Source organism: Streptomyces lydicus, from assembly GCF_000717345.1.
GTDB lineage: Bacteria > Actinomycetota > Actinomycetes > Streptomycetales > Streptomycetaceae > Streptomyces > Streptomyces lydicus.
The window spans coordinates 19,033-37,698 of sequence record NZ_JNZA01000054.1 but is presented as its reverse complement, the minus strand read 5'-3'; the positions used below and the strand labels follow the sequence as shown (position 1 = coordinate 37,698).

General features: G+C 74.4%; 13 protein-coding genes. 4 read left to right on the top strand and 9 right to left on the bottom strand.

Annotated features, from left to right (window positions below; genetic code table 11):
• On the bottom strand, positions 1 to 2,115 hold a 2,115-nt coding region (locus OO62_RS40295), incomplete at its 3' end, for a cell division protein PerM (protein ID WP_051733833.1).
• 119 nt (positions 2,116 to 2,234) lie between these two features.
• Between OO62_RS40295 and OO62_RS37245 the strand changes: the two genes are divergently transcribed.
• Positions 2,235 to 3,179: an RNA polymerase sigma factor gene (locus tag OO62_RS37245; RefSeq protein WP_129322852.1), complete on the top strand. Its 945-nt coding sequence runs from the start codon at positions 2,235 to 2,237 to the stop codon at positions 3,177 to 3,179.
• A gap of 233 nt (positions 3,180 to 3,412) precedes the next feature.
• Here OO62_RS37245 and sucD read toward each other — a convergent pair whose 3' ends face one another.
• From sucD to OO62_RS33740, 7 genes are all read right to left on the bottom strand, one after another.
• A complete protein-coding gene (gene sucD / locus OO62_RS33770; RefSeq protein ID WP_033271518.1) occupies positions 3,413 to 4,297 on the bottom strand; it encodes a succinate--CoA ligase subunit alpha in 885 nt (294 codons plus the stop codon).
• Positions 4,298 to 4,320: 23 nt separating this feature from the next.
• A complete protein-coding gene (sucC, locus tag OO62_RS33765) occupies positions 4,321 to 5,499 on the bottom strand; it encodes an ADP-forming succinate--CoA ligase subunit beta (RefSeq protein WP_033271517.1) in 1,179 nt (392 codons plus the stop codon).
• 527 nt (positions 5,500 to 6,026) lie between these two features.
• Entirely contained in the window at positions 6,027 to 7,340 is a 1,314-nt protein-coding gene (locus tag OO62_RS33760; protein WP_033271516.1) for a hypothetical protein, read from the bottom strand.
• 93 nt (positions 7,341 to 7,433) lie between these two features.
• Positions 7,434 to 8,318, bottom strand: a complete 885-nt coding sequence (locus tag OO62_RS33755; protein ID WP_129322851.1) for a hypothetical protein — start codon at positions 8,316 to 8,318, stop codon at positions 7,434 to 7,436.
• Positions 8,319 to 8,452: 134 nt separating this feature from the next.
• Complete coding sequence (locus tag OO62_RS33750; RefSeq protein WP_033271514.1) at positions 8,453 to 9,643, bottom strand: VWA domain-containing protein; 1,191 nt, start codon at positions 9,641 to 9,643, stop codon at positions 8,453 to 8,455.
• Positions 9,640 to 12,117 (bottom strand): DUF5682 family protein, encoded by a 2,478-nt coding sequence (locus OO62_RS33745; RefSeq protein WP_033271513.1) that lies wholly within the window; start codon positions 12,115 to 12,117, stop codon positions 9,640 to 9,642. The genes OO62_RS33750 and OO62_RS33745 overlap by 4 nt, the downstream gene beginning before the upstream one ends.
• Positions 12,114 to 13,280 carry an ATP-binding protein gene (locus tag OO62_RS33740; protein ID WP_033271512.1) on the bottom strand — a complete coding sequence of 389 codons (1,167 nt, stop codon included), beginning with the start codon at positions 13,278 to 13,280 and terminating at the stop codon, positions 12,114 to 12,116. The genes OO62_RS33745 and OO62_RS33740 overlap by 4 nt, the downstream gene beginning before the upstream one ends.
• Before the next feature lie 168 nt (positions 13,281 to 13,448).
• On the opposite strand from OO62_RS33740, the gene OO62_RS33735 reads away from it, so the two are divergent.
• Positions 13,449 to 14,816, top strand: coding sequence for an SWIM zinc finger family protein (locus OO62_RS33735; protein WP_033271511.1), 1,368 nt, complete (start codon positions 13,449 to 13,451; stop codon positions 14,814 to 14,816).
• Between the two features lie 78 nt (positions 14,817 to 14,894).
• A complete protein-coding gene (locus OO62_RS33730) occupies positions 14,895 to 16,586 on the top strand; it encodes a DUF5691 domain-containing protein (RefSeq protein WP_051733831.1) in 1,692 nt (563 codons plus the stop codon).
• A 74-nt stretch (positions 16,587 to 16,660) separates the two neighbouring features.
• On the opposite strand, the gene OO62_RS33725 is transcribed toward OO62_RS33730, so the two are convergent.
• Positions 16,661 to 17,119, bottom strand: coding sequence for a cobalamin B12-binding domain-containing protein (locus OO62_RS33725; RefSeq protein WP_051733830.1), 459 nt, complete (start codon positions 17,117 to 17,119; stop codon positions 16,661 to 16,663).
• Positions 17,120 to 17,502: 383 nt separating this feature from the next.
• Between OO62_RS33725 and OO62_RS33720 the strand changes: the two genes are divergently transcribed.
• Complete coding sequence (locus tag OO62_RS33720; protein WP_078617496.1) at positions 17,503 to 18,492, top strand: esterase/lipase family protein; 990 nt, start codon at positions 17,503 to 17,505, stop codon at positions 18,490 to 18,492.
• Positions 18,493 to 18,666: the final 174 nt, after the last annotated feature.

Below are 18,666 nucleotides of genomic sequence, written 5' to 3'. Positions count from 1 at the left end.
GCCCGCCCCCCGCCCCGCCTTCGCGCGCGCCCCGGTGCCCTCCCCCGGCGTCCCCTGCCCTGCCTCCTGACGGCCTGCTTCATGACGGCCTGCTTCTTGGCTCGCCGTTCCGCCGCGGGCGGTGCGCGCCACCCGCAAGCGCCAGGCGCGTGCTCCCAGCGCGCCGGGGATGCCGATCAGGGCCGTCCAGCCCGCCGCCGCCAGGCCCGTACGCCACCAACTCGGGCCGAAGGCGGCGAGCGCGCCGTTACCCAGGGCGCCGCCGGCGAGGCCCGAGAGCGCCGCCACCAGGGCGCCGCAGACGGCGGCGGCCAGGCCCGCCACGCAGGCCGTCGTCCACCAGGGCCAGGCCCCTGCCCCTGTCGCCGCACCGGATCCCGCCGCCTCGGACACCGCCGTCCCGGACACCGCCGTCCCGGACACCGCCGTCCCGGGCGCCGACGCCCTGCACGGGGTGGGCGTAGGGGTGGGCGTACGCGGGGTGGACGCAGGTGGGGAGGAGGTGTGCGGGGTGGACGCAGGCGACGCAGGCTGGGAGGAGGTAGGCGCGGTGGACGTACGGGGAGTGGGTGTACGTGGGGTGGGCGTGGCGCAGCGGGCGATGTGGCGGGCCAGGAGGGCGCCCGCGCAGAGGGGTACCAGGGCGACGGTCCAGGTCAGAGGGGTGCCGGGGGTGGCCGAGGCCGCCTCGGGCAGGGCGCCGAGGAGGGGCAGCGGGGGCGGTACGGGGTGCGGGGAGGCGCCGAGTGGGCCGATCGTGCTGCCCGCGCCGAGGGTGAAGCCGGGGCCGAGGCCGTAGGCGGCACCCCAGACGGCCGCGTTCGGCAGCAGGAAGAGACACAGCAGCAGGACCGTTGCGCGGCCCGCCCAGTCGGGCGCGAGCTGGAGGAAGTCCTGGCGGACCCGGCCGGCGTGCAGACCGAGCGCGAGCAGGGTGAGCAGCGCACCGGCGACGAGCAGAGTGAGCAGGGCCACGCCGGCGGCCTGCAGTGCGGCGGCGGCGCGCGGGCCGCCGAGCCGGGTGCGTACCCGGTGCGGCAGCTTCGCCGCGGCTCGCCGGAGCCGGGCGGGGAGCAGGGCGGCGCCGGCCGGCCCGAGGACGTGCCAGGTCGTCACGGCGAGGGTGGCTAGGGCCGTGCCCGGTACGTACAGCAGGACGCTGAGCGGGTCGGCGTTCAGGTGGCCGGTCGAGGTGTAGAGCAGCACGCCGGCCGCAACCAGCAGATAGCCGGTGAGCAGGGCGCCGAGGAGGGTGCGGGGTCCCGGCTCGGCCGGGGTGGTGGAGTCGGCGGCCCTCGGGCCGAAACTACTCCGTGGGCCGGTGTCACCACGTAGGCCGGTGCCTCCGCCTAGGAGGGTCACTCCTGAGGTGGCGCCAGCAGGTAGGGGGGCGGCGGGGCCGGGGGTGGTGTCGTCGTCGCGGCCGTCGGCTTCGGGGGCGGCGGTGCCACTCGGGTGGGCGGGTGGCGGGGCGGTGCCGGGGCCCGGCACGGCTCCGGGCGGGCTTGCGCTTCCCGCAGTCGTCCCGGCCTGATCCGTATGCCCTGTATCCGCCCCGGCCGGGCCCGCGCCTCCCGTATGCAGCGCGACCGGACCCGTGCCTCCCGGGCCCGCCTCGGCAGGGCCCCCACCCGGGCTACCGTCCCTGCCTCTCGGTCCCGCCCCCCGCGCGCCGGCGCCATCAGGGGCGGCAGCAGCAGGCGCCGCACCTCCCGGCCCCCTACCGGGCCGGCCCGGGTCGGCAGGGGCAGGGGCAGGGGCGGTGGCCAGGGTGTGGCGGGCGGCGCGGTGCAGCAGCCAGACCGGGAGTACGGCCAGCAGCAGCGGGGTGACGGCGACCGGCGCCGGGGTGCCGGAGGGGGTGGCGGTGCGTACGAGGTCGCCGCCGTGCGCCAGCAGCCACAGGTCGGCGGCGAGGTGGAGGGCCCGCGAGGGCCCGCTGTCGGGGAACGGGGAGGCGACCCAGAGCAGCAGCACGGCCACCGTCAGGGCGCCCAGGCCGAGGCCGGCGGCGGTCACCCCGCCGACGAAGGCCGCGCCGATCGCCGAGGAGCGCCGGGCGGCGTTCCGGCCGTGCGAGGAGAGAGTGGGGCCGCGGTCGGTCAACTGGCTCACGCGGCCATGCTGCCAACAACACCCTTTTCATCCGTGTACTGGGCAAATGATCGACGTGTCGCGTATGCCGTGTGTGTCGTGCCGGCTCCGGCGATGCCGCCTTTTCCACACTGCTGGGTATGACGCAGCGCGAGCAGAATCCGGCCGCCACCGCCTTCGACGACCTGCACTCCCGGCACGCCGCCGGCCTGACCCGGCAGGCGTACCTGCTCACCGGCCGCCCCGAGCTGGCCCGGCGGGCCGTGGCACGCGGCTTCCGGCTGGCGTGGCAGCGATGGCCTCAGGTGGCGGTGGACCCGGACCCGGCGGGATGGGTGCGGGCGGCGGTGTACGAGTGCGCGCTGACGCCGTGGCAGCGGCTGCTGCCCTGGCTGCGGACCGCCCGGACGGCGCAGGAACTGCCGCCCTCCGTGGGGCCGGCGGACCGTGGGCTGCTGACGGCGGTGCTGGGCCTGCCCGCGCCGTACCGGCGGATGCTGGTGCTGCACGACGGGGTGGGGCTCGGGTTGTACGAGGCCGCGACCGAGGTCGAGGCGAGCACCCCGGCCGCCGCGGGCCGCCTCGCCCACGCCCGTGAGCGGGTAGTCGCGGAGCTGACGCGTGGGGAGCCGTCACGTGCCGAGCTGACGCGTGGGGAGAAGGGGGGCGTGGATCCGGCCGAGGACAAGCTGGACGGGGCCATGCTGGACGGGGGCGCCGGGGCGTGCGGGCCGGGTGAGGTGGTGCGGGTCCGGCTGGCGGCGTTGGCGGCGTCGTTGGAGGTGGCACCGTCCGCCGCACCGCAGGGAGCCGCCGCGCAAGCAGCCACTCCTGCGGGAGCCACACCGTCCGCACTGCCCGCCGCCGCGTCGCTGCTACGTGCCGAGAGTGAGCGCAGCGCGTGCCGGCTCACCCGGGTGACCTTTGCTCTGACGGGTCTGTTCGCGCTGGTCACGCTGTCCGTGGCGGTCGTCGCGCCGGACCGTGGGGCCCCGCCGTGGCAGCGGCCCCTGGTGACCGCCCCCGCCGCGTCGGACGCACCGGTGCAGCCCCGCGAGGCCCGTCTCCTCCCGGAAGCCCGCTGAGCCCCAAAAGGAATCAGTCCTGGCAAAGTGAGCCGCTCGCCGGGCCGGGCCCGCTGCCCCCGTAAGCCCGGTAACTACCCACGATCCGCACCCGGTTGGGCGATCCGGGCGGCGTCCGGCCCCCGACAACGGACGCGGGCCCGTACCCACGAGGGGTACGGGCCCGCGTCCGTATGTGCACGGCAGCACTGCGCCGCAGGACGGGTCCGGCGGTGCGTGCCGGCAGGCGGTGGTCAGCCGACGAGGATCTCGCGGGCCAGGCGCGCGGTCTCCGACGGGGTCTTGCCGACCTTGACGCCGGCGGCCTCGAGGGCCTCCTTCTTCGCCTGGGCGGTGCCGGAGGAGCCGGAGACGATGGCGCCGGCGTGGCCCATGGTCTTGCCCTCGGGCGCGGTGAAGCCCGCGACGTAGCCGACGACCGGCTTGGAGACGTTGGCCTTGATGAAGTCGGCCGCACGCTCCTCGGCGTCGCCGCCGATCTCGCCGATCATGACGATCAGGTCGGTGTCGGGGTCCGCCTCGAACGCCGCGAGGGCGTCGATGTGGGTGGTGCCGATGACCGGGTCGCCACCGATGCCGACGGCCGAGGAGAAGCCGATGTCACGGAGCTCGTACATCATCTGGTAGGTCAGCGTGCCGGACTTCGACACCAGGCCGATGCGGCCGGGCTTGGTGATGTCGCCCGGGATGATGCCGGCGTTGGACTGGCCGGGGGTGATCAGGCCGGGGCAGTTCGGGCCGATGATGCGGGTCTTGTTGCCCTTGGACTTCGCGTACGCCCAGAAGGCGGCGGAGTCGTGGACGGCGATGCCCTCGGTGATCACGACGGCCAGCGGGATCTCGGCGTCGATCGCCTCGACGACGGCGGCCTTGGCGAAGGCCGGCGGCACGAAGAGGACGGAGACGTCGGCGCCCGTCTTCTCCATCGCTTCCTTGACGGAGCCGAAGACCGGGACGTCGGTGCCGTCGAAGTCGACGGAGGTGCCGGCCTTGCGCGGGTTGACACCGCCGACGATGTTGGTGCCGTCACCGAGCATCAGCTTGGTGTGCTTCATGCCAGTGGCACCGGTCATGCCCTGGACGATGACCTTGCTTTCCTTGGTCAGGAAGATAGCCATGGTGGTTAGTGTCCTCGTCCCTCTTACTTAGCAGCAGCCAGCTCGGCGGCCTTGTCGGCCGCGCCGTCCATGGTGTCCACGCGCTGGACCAGCGGGTGGTTGGCGTCCGACAGGATCTGACGACCCAGCTCCGCGTTGTTGCCGTCGAGGCGCACAACCAGGGGCTTGTTGACGTCCTCGCCCTTGGACTTGAGCAGCTCCAGGGCCTGGACGATGCCCTTGGCGACCTCGTCACAGGCGGTGATGCCGCCGAAGACGTTGACGAACACGGACTTGACGTCCGGGTCGCCGAGGATGATCTCCAGGCCGTTCGCCATGACCTCGGCGGAGGCGCCGCCACCGATGTCGAGGAAGTTGGCGGGCTTGACGTTGTCGTGGTTCTCACCGGCGTAGGCGACGACGTCGAGGGTGCTCATGACGAGGCCCGCGCCGTTGCCGATGATGCCGACCTGGCCGTCGAGCTTGACGTAGTTCAGGCCCTTCGCCTTGGCCGCGGCCTCGAGCGGGTTGGCCGCGTCCTTGTCCTCCAGCGCCTCGTGCTCCGGCTGGCGGAACTCGGCGTTGGCGTCCAGGGACACCTTGCCGTCCAGGGCGATGACGTCGCCGTTGGCCACCTTGGCGAGCGGGTTGACCTCGACGAGGAGCGCGTCCTCGGCGATGAAGGTCTTCCACAGGGTCACCATGACCTCGGCGACCTTCTCGGCGACCTCGGCCGGGAACTGGGCCTGGGCGACGATCTCGCGGGCCTTCTCGATGCTGACGCCCTCGTTGGCGTCGACCGGGACCTTGGCGAGCTTCTCGGGGGTCGTCGCGGCGACCTCCTCGATGTCCATGCCACCGGCGACCGAGGCCATGGCCAGGAAGGTGCGGTTGGTGCGGTCGAGGAGGTACGAGACGTAGTACTCCTCGAGGATCTCCGGCGCGGTCTCGGCGATCATCACCTTGTGGACCGTGTGGCCCTTGATGTCCATGCCGAGGATGTCCGTCGCGCGGGCGACGGCCTCGTCGGGGGTTCCGGCCAGCTTGACGCCGCCGGCCTTGCCACGGCCGCCGACCTTCACCTGCGCCTTGACGACGGACTTGCCGCCCAGCCGCTCGGTCGCCTCGCGGGCTGCCTCAGGCGTGTCGATGACTTCACCGGCCAGCACCGGTACACCGTGCTTGGCGAAGAGGTCCCTCGCCTGGTACTCGAACAGGTCCACGCGCGTCCGTCCCTTGTCTTCTCAGAATCGCCGTAGTGATCGCGGTTCGTTCGTCTGCGATGGGCGTGCCGCGAAGGGCAACGTGACGGCGCTGTCACAGGGGAGGCGTACACGGTGACCGGATACGCGGCATGTCCGTCTCGCAGGTTATCGCCGCAGGACCTGAGGCCCTAAATCGCAGATCACACTCCAGCGGTGATTACGGTCACAGATCTTTTGGCCAAGTTACGCCTCTCCGTGATTTCCGCATGTTGTCGGCGGTTTTCCGACGTCGTTGCGTGCTTACCGAGGGGCGGGGAATGCCGGCGCATATGTCTCCGTATACGGAGACGGGCCCGGCGATATGCGGGCCCGGTTCTGTGCGAGTCCGGCGGCATGCGGGCCCGGCGCTGTGCGGGCCCGTCCGGCCGTGGAAACACCAAGGCCGGGCGGCCCTCCCCCACAGAGGTCCGCCCGGCTGTTCATGGTGTTCCGGTGCTGTGTCGGCCGCCGCCGCGGCCGACGCGCCGGTGGTGCGTCCTGAGGGCTCAGATGCCCTGGACGGGGAGGGCCGGGAGGACCGGCAGGGCCGGGACGTTGGCGGCGTTGGTGAGCTTGGCCAGGTCGGCGGGCACGGCCGGGACGGCGACGGCGTCGGTCAGGTGGGCCGGGACGGCGGGCACGGCCGGCACGGAGGGCACCGAGGGCACGGAGGGCACCGACGGCACGGCCGGGGTCGCGGGCAGGGCCGGGACCGGGGTCGCGCTCTGCACGCCGGCGACGGCCTTGGTGGCGGTGCCCTTGCCGTCGGTCACGACGACGGTGGCCAGGCCCTTGGCGAACGGGGCGGCGTCGGCCGCCGCACCCTGGCCGAACGCCACGGCGTCGGCGGCCTTGCCCTGCGCGAACGGCACCGCGTCGGTGGCCTTGCCCTGCACGAAGGCGGTCGCGTCGGTGGCCGTGCCCTGCGCGAACGGCACCGCGTCACCGGCGGCACCCTGCACGAACAGCTGCGCCTGGCCGCCGACGACGGTCACGAACGGGGTGGCCTGGGTCGCCGCGTCACCGGCGAGCCGGCCGGCGCCGCCGGCCGCGCCCTGGGCGACCGGCACGACCTTGACGACGATCCGCCGGGCGACGGGCGGCAGCGCGTCGGCGGCCGCGTTGTCGACGACCGGGCGGGCGGTGGCCAGCGCGGCCTGGGCCTGCTGGGTCAGCTGCTCGGGACGGATGCCGGCACCGGCGAGGCCGGCCAGCAGGTTGTCGGCGGAGCCGGGCGCCTTGGGCAGCGCGGGGGCCTTGGGCAGCGTGGGCAGGCCGCCGGGCAGGTTGGCGGCGGGGACGCCCGGGGTCGCGGGCAGCGACGGAACGGAGGGCACCGTGCCGTCCGAGAGCTTGCCGAGGCCGGCGCCCTTGGCGACCTTGACGGCCTTCTTGACGGCCTTGGTGACCTTCTTGGCCTTCTTCGGGTCGACGGCCTTCTGGACCTGGCCGGTCTTCGGCAGGTCCGCGCCGCCCAGCAGCTTCTTCGCACCGTCCACGGCGCCGGTGGCGTCGCCGAGCTGCGGCAGCTTGCCGGTGGGCAGGTTCTGGGTCGACACGCCGCCGAGGGCACCGGTCGCCTTGCCGGCCACGCCGCCCACCGTCTTCTGCGCGGTGCCGGCGACCTTCTTGACCGTCTTGGTGGCGGTGCCGGCGACGTCACCGGTGGGCAGCTGCTGGGTGGCCCCGGTCACCGTGCCGGTGCTGGGCAGGTCCGAGGAGACGGGCAGCTCGGCGGCGTTGGCGGCGACGGAACCGAGGGCCCACAGGCCGGTGGCGGCAGCGGCGACGACGATGGAACGACGGATGTTGGAGCGCATGGAGTTGAAGTCCTTCGAATTCAGGAGGGTTTAAGGGCAGACCTGTCCCGCCCCCGCGCGGCAGGTCCGGTTACAGACGCGGAGCGGTCTGCCCTAGCCCGGGAATTCGAGGATTTCTTCGGCACGCCGACGCGTCGGAGCGCCATCGGCCGTGCGGACGCCACCGGGCAGCAGCCGGAAGCGCGGGGAGTGCGCCGGGGTGGTGGCCTGGTGGTCCCCACCGCGGGGGCCGTGGCCGTCACCGGCGGTGTGCGAGGCGGGCGCCGACGGCGCCTGCGGGAGCTGACCCGGCAGGCCCTGGTGGCCCGGGTCCCGCTGCTCGTGGACGGTGGTCCGGGACTGCCCGGCGTCCGTCGTGTGCGGGCCGTCCGTGCAGCGCGCGGGCCGGGCGGCGGTGCCGTCCGCCGTCGTGCCGGCCCGGGGACCGGCCTGCTGCGCGGGACCGGGCGTACGGCCGTGCGGGTGTGCCGCGCCGTCGCCGGGCCGTTGCGTGTGCGCGCCGCCGGTCGGGAGGTCAACGGGCAGCACGGCACCGGCCGTGTCCCCGAGGTCCCGTACGGCGCCGCTCACCGGTTCGGTGATCCGGCCGGTGACCGGTGCGGTCCGCTCGGCGGCGGGGCGTACGGCATCGGCGAGTTCACGGGACGCGGACTGCGCGCCGTCGGTGAGCCGCGTACGGGTCGCCGTGCCCTGCTGTGCGGCCGTGGCGCCGGAGCCGGCGAGCCGGTCCGTGCCGTCGGCGGCCCCGTCCCGGGTGGCGGCCCGGTCCGGGTCGGACGCCTCGGACGAGGCCCGGGCCGGGGACGTCGCCCCGGTCAGGGCCTGCGAGCCCGTACGGTCGTCGGCGTGGGCGCCGGGACCGAAGGCGAAGCCGAGGGCGACGAAGCCCACCAGGAAGAGCCCGGCCAGCAGTGCGCGCCGCGCGGCTGCCGTGCGCGGCAGGCGCACGGCAGCAGGCAGGGCGAGCACAGCGGACAAGGAGGGGACCTTCCCATACGGACGGGGACACTCGGGCGCATGGCCTCGGTGTCACGCGCGTCGCGGGCGATCGAGCGTTGCCCTGATCCTTGCACGAGGTGCCAGGTGCCACGCAAGTCCTCCCGGTGCATCGGTCACCGTTGCTCCGCCATGTCCGGTATGGGCAGCGGTCGTTTCTCCAGGGCGGCCGCCATGACGTCCGGGAAGAGGTCCGGTGTGCAGGCGAACGCCGGTGCGCCCAGGGCCGCGAGGGCCGCGGCGTGGTCCCGGTCGTAGGCGGGGGCGCCCTCGTCGGAGAGGGCGAGCAGTGTCACGAACTGCACTCCGGACGCCTTCATCGCGGCGACCCGTTTGAGCATCTCGTCGCGGATGCCGCCTTCGTAGAGGTCGCTGATGAGGACCACGACGGTTTCGGTGGGGCGGGTGATGCGTGACTGGCAGTAGGCCAGGGCGCGGTTGATGTCGGTGCCGCCGCCGAGTTGGGTGCCGAAGAGGACGTCGACGGGGTCGTCGAGTTGGTCCGTCAGGTCGACGACGGCGGTGTCGAAGACGACGAGCCGGGTGTCGAGGGCGCGCATGGAGGCCAGGACGGCGCCGAAGACGGAGGCGTAGACGACCGAGGCGGCCATGGAGCCGGACTGGTCGATGCAGAGCACCACGTCTTTTTTGACGGACTGTGCGGTCCGGCCGTGGCCGATGAGGCGTTCGGGTACGACGGTGCGGTGTTCCGGCAGGTAGTTCTTGAGGTTCGCGCGGATGGTGCGGTCCCAGTCGATGTCGCGGTGGCGGGGCCGGCTGATGCGCGCGGAGCGGTCGAGGGCGCCGCCGAGGGTGGCGCGGGTGCGGGTGGCGAGTTTCTTCTCCAGCTGTTCGACGACCTTGCGGACGACGGCCCGTGCGGTCTCCTTGGTGGTCTCGGGCATGACGCGGTTGAGTGAGAGGAGGGTGCCCACCAGGTGCACGTCGGCCTCGACCGCTTCGAGCATTTCCGGTTCCAGCAGGAGCGCGGACAGTCCCAGCCGGTCGATGGCGTCGCGCTGCATCACCTGCACCACGGAGGACGGGAAGTACGTGCGGATGTCGCCGAGCCAGCGCGCCACGGCGGGTGCGGAGGCGCCGAGGCCGGCCGTGCGCCGTCCGCGGTCGGTGCCTTGGCCGTCGGTGCCCTTCTGTCGGCCGTAGAGCGCGGTCAGGGCGCCGTCCATGGCGGCGTCGCGGCCGCGGAGTTCGTGTCCGGTGCCGTCGGCGGCTCCGCCGCCGAGGACCAGGCGCCAGCGGCGGAGGCGCTCGGCCTCGTCGTCGCGGGTTGTCGTGGTGCGGGTCAACTCGCCACCTCCGTCAGGTCGTCGAAGCCGTACTGTCCGAGTCCCAGCAGCAGGCGCAGGGTGGGGAGGACGGCCGCGGCGCGGTCGCGGTCCAGGCCGGGGCCGAAGCCGGGGGCGTCGGTGTCGGCGGGGTGTGCCGGGCCGGCTGCCGTGGTGGTGGGGCCGCGGCGGACGAGTTCGCCGAGTGTGCGCCGCACCCCGGCCTCGTATGCGGCGAACGTGCGGCGCAGCAGGGGCAGTACGTCGGTGAACGCGGTATCCGGGACGCCGGTGAGCCAGCCGTCGAGCAGGGCGAGCAGCCGGGCGTCGTGGACCAGCAGCATGCCGCCGTCCCCGCTGTCGCCGCCGCCGAGGAAGCCCTCGATCCAGCCGGCGGCGTCGGTGGGTGCGGTGCCCGGTGAGAGCGCGAGGCCCATCAGCCGCTCGGCTCCGCCGTCCGCCAGGGCGCCTTCGTCGAGCAGCAGCCGGGTCGCGCGGCCGCGGAGGAGGCCCGGGACGGTGTCCCGTTCGCTCAGTGAGCGCAGCACGGTGGCCCAGCGGGCGCGCAGGTCCGCCGGGCGGGCGGGGGGTCCGGTCCGGTGTGCGGTGTGCGGTCCGGCGGGGGGTTGCGGGGGGGTCTCCTCCTGGGCGAGGAGGGCGACGGCCCGGTGGGTGGCGTCGAGGTGGCCGCGCAGGTCGGCGGCGCCGTCCGCGTCCAGTCCGAGGCAGGCCGGTGGGAGTCCGACGAAGACCCGCTCGGCCAGGCCCGTCGCCACGTCGCGGAGTGCGGTGGCGTCGGTGCCGCGGACGTCGCCGTAGCGCACGGACCGTACGAGGGCGGGCAGTGCCTGGGCGAGGTGGCCGACGTCCGTGTCGAGGGCGGCGCGGTCGGCGAGTGCGCGCATCACCACCGGGAGGGCGTCGGGGAGTTCGGCGAGCAGGCAGTGTTCGGCGAGTGCGGTCACCTCGGCGAGGGAGGTCGCCCCGATGGCTTCGGTGGTGGCCTTGGCGGTGGCCGCGGCGTGCACGGTCGTGCCCCAGATGCCGGCCTCGGCGACCCGCACGGCCAGTTCGGGCTCCCAGCGCAGCCGCCAGGTCTCGCGGAACGTGCCGGTGCTGCCGCGGGAGTGGGCGGGTTCGCCCCAGGGGATGCCGAGCAGCCGCAGCCGGTGCAGCAGGCGGCTGCGTGCGGCGTCGGTGTCCTTGCGCAGGTCGAGTTCCCTTTCCCGTTCCAGGGCCTCGGGTTTGAGCCGCAGCGTCCGCTGGCTGCGGGTGAGGTCGCGCTGCAGGGGCACCGCGGGGGCGTCGTCGGGGACCTGGCCGAGGACCTCGCCGACCACCAGCCGGTCGTGGATCAGGGAGGACGGTGCGTCGGTGCCGTCGCCCATGACGGCCCGGATGGCGTCGTCCAGTTCGGTCAGGCCGGCCAGGGGGCGGCCGCGGACCGTGGCCAGTCCTTCGGCGAGCCGTACCGCTTCGATGACGTGTGCCGAGGAGACGGCGTAGTCCTCCTCCCGCAGCACTCCGGCGACCTTGGTCAGCCAGCGTTCGACGGGGCGGTCGGGGGCGCTGAAGAGGTGGCCGTACCAGCCGGGGGAGGCGATGCCCGCGCCGTAGCCGCTGTGCCGGGAGAGCCGCTGGTGGGTCCACGGCACCCAGGTCATCGCCACCTTGGCCTTGGGCAGGCCCTTGAGCAGCTGCCGGTCGGCGGCCACGGTCGTGCGGTGTGCCAGCGCGGGGACGTGCCAGGCGCCGCACACGACGGCGACGTCGTCCCCGAATTCCTTGCGCGCGGCCCGCAGGCGGAGCCGCATGTGGGCCTCGCGCAGCGGGTCGTGGTGGTGTCCGCCGTCGCCGTACGCCTCGCGGAGCGCCGCCATGGCCTCCGCCAGCGCCGTGAACGGGGCCAGTGGGTCCGTTTCGGTGTGTGCCCCGCCGGTGGTGGTGCCGCCGGCGCCGCGGTGCTCGATCACGTCCTCCCACCAGCGTTCGGGGTCGTCGTAGCCGGCGGTCTCGGCCAGTGCGCGGATGGGGTCGACCCGCACGTCGGCCGGCCCGGGGGCCGCGCCGTCCGGTGTGTCCTCTCCTGGTGTGCCCTCTCCCGGTGTGCCCTCTCCGGGTGTCTCCTCTCCCGGTGTCCCGTCGTCCTGCGTCATCGCCAGGGAGTGCGCGGCGGGCAGGTCGATGAAGCGGACGGGGACGTCGTGCTCCAGGGCCCAGCGCAGTGCGACCCATTCCGGGGAGAACTCGGCCAGCGGCCAGAACGCGGCGCGGCCCGGGTCGTCCTCCACGTGGGCGAGCAACGCGACCGGTGGCCGCATGCCGTCCCGGGCGGCCAGTGGCACCAGTGCGTCGGCCTCGGACGGTCCCTCGATCAGGACCGCGGCGGGTGCGCACCGCTCCAGTGCGGCGCGCACCGCCCGTGCCGAGCCGGGGCCGTGGTGCCGCACCCCGAGCAGCACCGGCCGGTGGCCGTCCGCCGGGCGCCCGCTCATGCGCTCACCTCGCGGCAGGCGCGGTAGAAGTCCTTCCAGCCGTCGCGTTCCCGTACGACCGTTTCGAGGTACTCCTGCCAGATGACCCGGTCGGCGGCCGGGTCGCGGACCACGGCGCCCAGGATGCCGGCGGCCACGTCGCCGGAGCGCAGGACGCCGTCGCCGAAGTGGGTGGCCAGTGCCAGGCCGTTCGTCACCACCGAGATGGCCTCGGCGGTCGAGAGGGTGCCGGACGGCGACTTGAGCTTCGTGCGGCCGTCGGTGGTGAGGCCGTCGCGCAGTTCGCGGAAGACGGTGACGACGCGGCGGATCTCGTCGAGGCCCTCCGGGGCGGGGGGCAGGTCCAGCGAGCGGCCGATCTGGCCGACCCGGCGCGAGACGATGTCCACCTCTTCGTCGGGTGTCGCGGGCAGCGGCAGGACGACGGTGTTGAAGCGCCGGCGCAGCGCGCTGGACAGTTCGTTGACCCCGCGGTCGCGGTCGTTGGCGGTGGCGATGAGGTTGAAGCCGCGGACGGCCTGCACCTCCTGGCCCAGTTCCGGGATGGGCAGGGTCTTCTCCGACAGGACGGTGATGAGGGTGTCCTGTACGTCGGCGGGGATGCGGGTGAGTTCCTCGACCCGGGCGGTCATGCCGTGGGCCATCGCGCGCATCACGGGGCTGGGCACCAGGGCGTCGCGGCTGGGGCCGTTGGCGAGCAGCTGGGCGTAGTTCCAGCCGTAGCGGATCGCCTCTTCGGGGGTACCGGCGGTGCCCTGCACGAGCAGGGTGGAGTCGCCGCTGACGGCGGCCGCCAGGTGCTCGGAGACCCAGGTCTTGGCGGTGCCGGGCACGCCGAGCAGCAGCAGTGCGCGGTCGGTGGCGAGCGTCGTCACGGCGACTTCGACGATCCGGCGCGGGCCGACGTATTTGGGTGTGATGACCGTGCCGTCGGCGAGGGTGCCGCCGAGGAGGTAGGTGGCGACCGCCCACGGTGAGAGCCGCCAGCGCTCGGGGCGCGGCCGGTCGTCGGCGGCGGCGAGGGCCTTGAGTTCGTCGGCGAAGGTGTCTTCGGCGTGCGGTCGCAGCGCTTCGCCGCCCCCGGTGTCCGGCGCCGCCGCGGCCGGCCGGGCGGGGTCGTGCCCCGCCGTGTCGTGCGTCGTCTGATCGGTGTTCTCGGACATGGCTCCCCCTTGTCGCAAGGACTGCGGCCGACACCGCGAAAAACCCTTCGGCCGCTTGCTGGGTCAACCCTGCACCACACCACTGACAACGCCCCTGGAACCTGCTCTGACCTGCGGTTTCAGTGTGGTCGAGGGGCATTGTCAGTGGTGCGCCGTAGCGTCGGTGACATGAATCCGCTGGGGGAACGCTGGACGACGGATCAGGTGCTCGCACTGGCACCTGACGAGGCATCACGCAGGGCGGGCGGGAAGCTCGCGGCGCCCGGGCCGTGGTCGGGTACGGGCGCGGACGACGGCGCGGTGTGGGGGCTGTGCAGGGGCAGCGGCAAGAAGCCGTATCAGGCGGTCGTGGACATCAAGGGGCCGGCATTCCGGTGCAGTTGTCCGAGCCGGAAGTTTCCGTGCAAGCACGCGCTGGGGCTGTTGCTGCTGTGGGCGGGGGACGCCGGGGCGGTGGCGGGCGGGGAGCCGCCGCCGCAGTGGGCGGGCGAGTGGCTGGCCGGCCGTCGTGAGCGGGCCGGCGGGCCGGGGGGTGCGGCCGCCGGTTCCGGTGCCGCCTCGCGGGCGCCCGCCGATCCGGCGGCGGCCGAGCGGCGGGCGGAGCGCCGGATGCGGCGCATCGGCGCGGGCGCGACGGAGCTGGAGCAGCGGCTGACGGATCTGCTGCAGTCGGGGCTGGCCTCGGCCGACCGCGCCGGCGGGGGCGGTTCCTGGGACGAGACGGCGGCGCGCATGGTCGATGCCCAGGCGCCCGGGCTGGCCACGCGGGTACGGGAGTTGGGGTCGGTGGTGGCGTCGGGGCCGGACTGGCCGGCGCGGCTGCTGGAGGAGTGTGCGCTGCTGCATCTGCTCGGCCGGGGCTTCCTCGGCATCGAGGGCCTGCCGGCCCCGCTCGCGGCGACGGTCCGCTCGCGGGTCGGTCTGACGACGGAGGCGGCGGAGCTGCTGGCCGGTCCCGACGCGGCGACGGTGCGGGACCGCTGGCTGGTGCTCGCCCAACAGGACAGCGACGACGGCACGCTGACGACCCGCCGCATCCATCTGCGGGGCGAGCGGACCGGGCGGATGGCGCTGCACCTGTCCTTCGGTGGTGCCCACCGCCCGCTGGACCTGGCCCTGCCGCCCGGTCTGGTGCTCGACGCGGACCTGGCGTTCTATCCGGGGGCCCGGCCGCTGCGCGCCGCCCTGGGGGAGCGGTATGCCCCGGCGGTTCCGGGGCCGGTGCCGCCGGGCTGCGGCATCGACGCGGCGCTGGCCGCGTACGGCGACGCGCTGCGCGACGACCCGTGGCTGGAGTCCTGGCCGGTGGTGCTCGCGGACGTCACGCCGATACCGGGCCGGGACGGCGAGGGCTGGCAACTGGCCGACGCGGACGGTGAGTCGGCGCTGCCGCTGGATCCGCGCTGCCTGGGCCGTTCGGGTCCCTGGCAGCTGGCCGCCATATCGGGTGGTGCGCCGGTCACGGTCTTCGGCGCGTGCGGTCACCGCGGCTTCCTGCCGCTGACCGTCTGGGACCCGGCCCCGGTGTCCCTGTGACCGCATTCCTCGGTCGCGCCGGACGCGACACCCACGCACTGCTGTTCCCCGTCGACCACCGATTCCTGGAGGAAGGGTATGACGACAACCACCAGCCCTGACGCCGCCCGCCCGGCCGGCGCCACCACTTCCACCGGCCCGGCCGCTCCCGCGCCCTGGTCCGCCCTGGTGAACGCGGCGCTGCTCGGGACCGAGCGGCGGCTGCCGCCGGTGGCGGTGCGGCCCGGGCAGGGTGCCGCGGCCGCGCTGCTGGACGCGGCCGCGGTGAGCACGGTCCGCCGCCGCGCCGCGCTGCGCCCGGCGCCGGCCGGTGAGCGGCCCGCCCCGGCCCCGGCCGACCCGCGGCCCGTGCTGCCGCCCGCCGCGCGGCGCCGGCTCGCGCTGCTGCTCGCCGACCGCGGCGGCTCCGGAGGCGGCAGCCGCCGGGGGACGGCCCCGGACCTCACCGAACTGCTGCCGCAGTGGCTGGCCGCCGCCAACGGCCACGGCTACCGCGCCCCGGAGGCGCTGCTGCCGGCGCTGCTCGACGCCGCCCGGGCCCGTACGGACCTGCGGCCGGCCGCGCTCGCCCTGGCGGGGCCGCGGGCGCTGTGGCTGGCGCGGCTCAACGACGCGTGGAAGTTCGTACTGCGGGGCAGCGGCGGCCCGGCGGAGCCGTCCGCGGCGGCGGATCCCGGGCGGGTACGGCGGCTGTGGGAGGAGGGCCTGTTCGCGGAGCGGGTGGCGCTGCTGACGGCACTGCGCCGCCGCGACCCGCGGGAGGGGCTGGAGCTGCTGGTGACGACCTGGGCGACGGAGCGGGCCGAGGACCGGCTGCTGTTTCTCGACTCGCTGCGCGACACCCTCGCGGCGACCGACGAGCCGTTCCTCGAACAGGCACTGTCCGACCGCAGCCGCAACGTCCGGGCCACGGCCGCCGAGCTGCTCTCCACGCTGCCCGGGTCGGCGCTCGCGGCCCGTATGGCGCGGCGCGCGCATGCGCATGTCAGTGCGGACCGCTCGGCCGACCCCGCGGTGATCGTCGTCGAGGCGCCGCACGAGTGCGATGCGGGGATGCAGCGGGACGGGGTGGCGCCCAAGCCGCCGTCCGGCCGTGGCGAACGGTCCTGGTGGCTGGGCCAGTTGGTGGAGGCCGCGCCGCTGGAGGGCTGGTGCGAGCGGTTCGCGGGCCGGACCCCGGCGGCGATCGTGGCGCTGCCGGTGGCCGACGACTGGCGGACCGAACTGCACGACGCCTGGTGCCGGGCCGCGGTGCGCCAGCGGAACGCGGAGTGGGCGCGGGCGCTGCTGGGCGCGCCGGCCGCTCCGGCGCAGGACGCCGAGGTCGCCCCGGCCGGCTCGTCACGGGACCTGACCAAGCTGCTGACCGTGCTGCCGGCGGACGAACGGGCCCGTTGGGTGGCCGAGTTCATCGCCGCGCACGGCCTGTCGGACGCGTTCCGGATGCTGGGGGTCTGCGCGGTGCCGTGGGCCGAGCCGCTGGGCCGGTCCGTCGTGGACGCCCTGGACATCGCGCGGGACGCGGGCAGCTATCCGTGGAGCTTCAGCGGGGTGATGGGCCTGGCCGAGCGGTGCCTGGACCCGGCCGCGGCGGACCGTCTGGACATGCTCACCGCGGTCACGGACGAGCCGGAGGGCGCCTCGCCCGGCTCCGGCGGCTACTGGTCCGAGGCGTTCCAGCGGCTGGTCGGCACGCTCCGGCTGCGCGCCACGATGCGCGACGAACTCGCCCCGCCGTCCGGGGACCCGGACGGCCGGAGCGCGCGGTGAGGTGCCGCGCGCCGGCCGACCGGCGCCGTTCGCGAACCGTCCGGCGCCGCTCCGTGGCGCGTCGTCCCGGTGCCTCAGACCGCCAGCGGCCGCACGTTCGCGTGGACCCACTCCACGATCGAGGTGGTCGTCGCGCCCGGGGTGAAGATCTCCGCGACGCCCTGGGCCTTGAGCGGGGGGATGTCCTCCTCGGGGATGATGCCGCCGCCGAAGACCTTGATGTCCGCCGCGTCGCGCTCCTCCAACAGGGCGATGACCTTCGCGAAGAGGGTGTTGTGCGCGCCGGAGAGGATGGACAGCCCGATGGCGTCGGCGTCCTCCTGGATCGCGGTGTCGACGATCTGCTCGGGGGTCTGGTGCAGCCCGGTGTAGATGACCTCCATACCGGCGTCGCGCAGGGCCCGCGCGATGACCTTGGCGCCGCGGTCGTGCCCGTCCAGGCCCGGCTTGGCCACCACCACACGGATCGGGCCCGACCGGCCCGCCGTGCCCTGGCTCCCCGCTTGCGCCCCGCTCTGCCGAGCCACACTCATCACTGCCTCCAAGCCACGCACGGCACGGTGGTGCCGGCCGACAATCGATCGCGCGGCCGCGATCCGGCGGCCACGAGCGTGAACGAACGTTATCTCCAGCATCCCGTACCCAGCCGTTTCGTGACATCCGGCGAGGGGGAAATCACACATGGGACACATTCGCTACGCGCCGCGTCCCGCGCGCCGGGCCGCCAGGGACAGGCGGCGCCGCGCGCGGGCCGGGCGCACGGGGAGCCGCAGCAGGGCCACCGCGCCGCCGGGCGCACATCGGGACGGGTATGCCGGGACGGGTATGCCGCGTGCCCGCCGTCGCTGTTCATGGCTTCCCGCGAGGGCATTCGGGGGTCACAGCTGCCTTCCGCGTGCCGTTCGGGAGGTCAGCCATGCAGGCCCTGCCCTTTCTCTCCGCACCCCTTCTGCTCGCGCGCCTCCTCGCCGTACCCCTGCGGTGCGCGCGGCTGCTGCCGCCGCGCGCTTCGTCCCTTCTGCTGCGCAGCACGGTGACGGAGCTGGCGGTGCTCGCCGGTCATCTCCTGCTGTATCCGACCGGCATCTCCCAGGAGCGGCCCCTCTCCCCGGAGCTCCCGCTGCCGCGGCCCGCCCCGCCCGGGGACACCGCACCCACTGCGAACACCCCGGGCACGGGCGACGCGGTGGACGCGCACGGGGCGGCGGACGTGCCGCGGCCCGGTGCGGCCGCCCCGCCGTCGCTGCTGCCCACCGAGGGCCGGGCCCGTCCCCCGGTCCTCCTGCTCCACGGCTTCATCGACAACCGCTCCGTCTTCGTGCTGCTGCGCCGCTCGCTGCTCCGGCACGGCTGGCGCCATGTCGAGGCGCTCAACTACTCGCCGCTGACCTGCGATCTGCGCAAGGCGGCCGAGTTGTTGAGCCGCCATGTGGAGGAGGTTTGCCGGCGGACCGGTCACCGCCGGCTGGACCTCGTGGGCCACAGCCTCGGCGGGCTGATCGCGCGGTACTACGTCCAGCGGCTCGGCGGCGACACCCGCGTCCGTACGGTCGTCACGCTCGGTACGCCCCACTCCGGTACCCGCGTCGCGCCCCTGATGTCGGCGCATCCGATCGTCCGCCAGATGCGCCCCGATTCCGAAGTGATAGCGGAGTTGTCGCTTCCGGCGCCGAATTGCCGGACGCAATTTGTCGCTTTCTGGAGCGAGGAGGACCAGGTCATGGTTCCGGCCACGACGGCCAGAATCGATCACCCGGATTTGATCACCTACAACGTGCATGTCGCCGGTGTCGGACATCTCGCGCTACCGGTCAACGGTGCCGTCGCGGCCGGAATACGGGAAGCCCTCGCCGCGGTGGAGGCGCCGGCGGGAGAGGGGCCCGCGGAGACCGCGTCGGTGGCCTGACCTCGCCACGCAGCGTGACGAGAGGTCGAACATACTTCGAACGGGGCGCCAAGAACTCGCATGGGCTCTGCCGAAAGGCGGCCAAATGCCCGGTCTTGCCGAGCGTAAAACCCGTGGAAGATTGTCGCCGTCGCGTACCGCCGGGTACAGTCGCCGCTAATTCTCCTGCTGCCG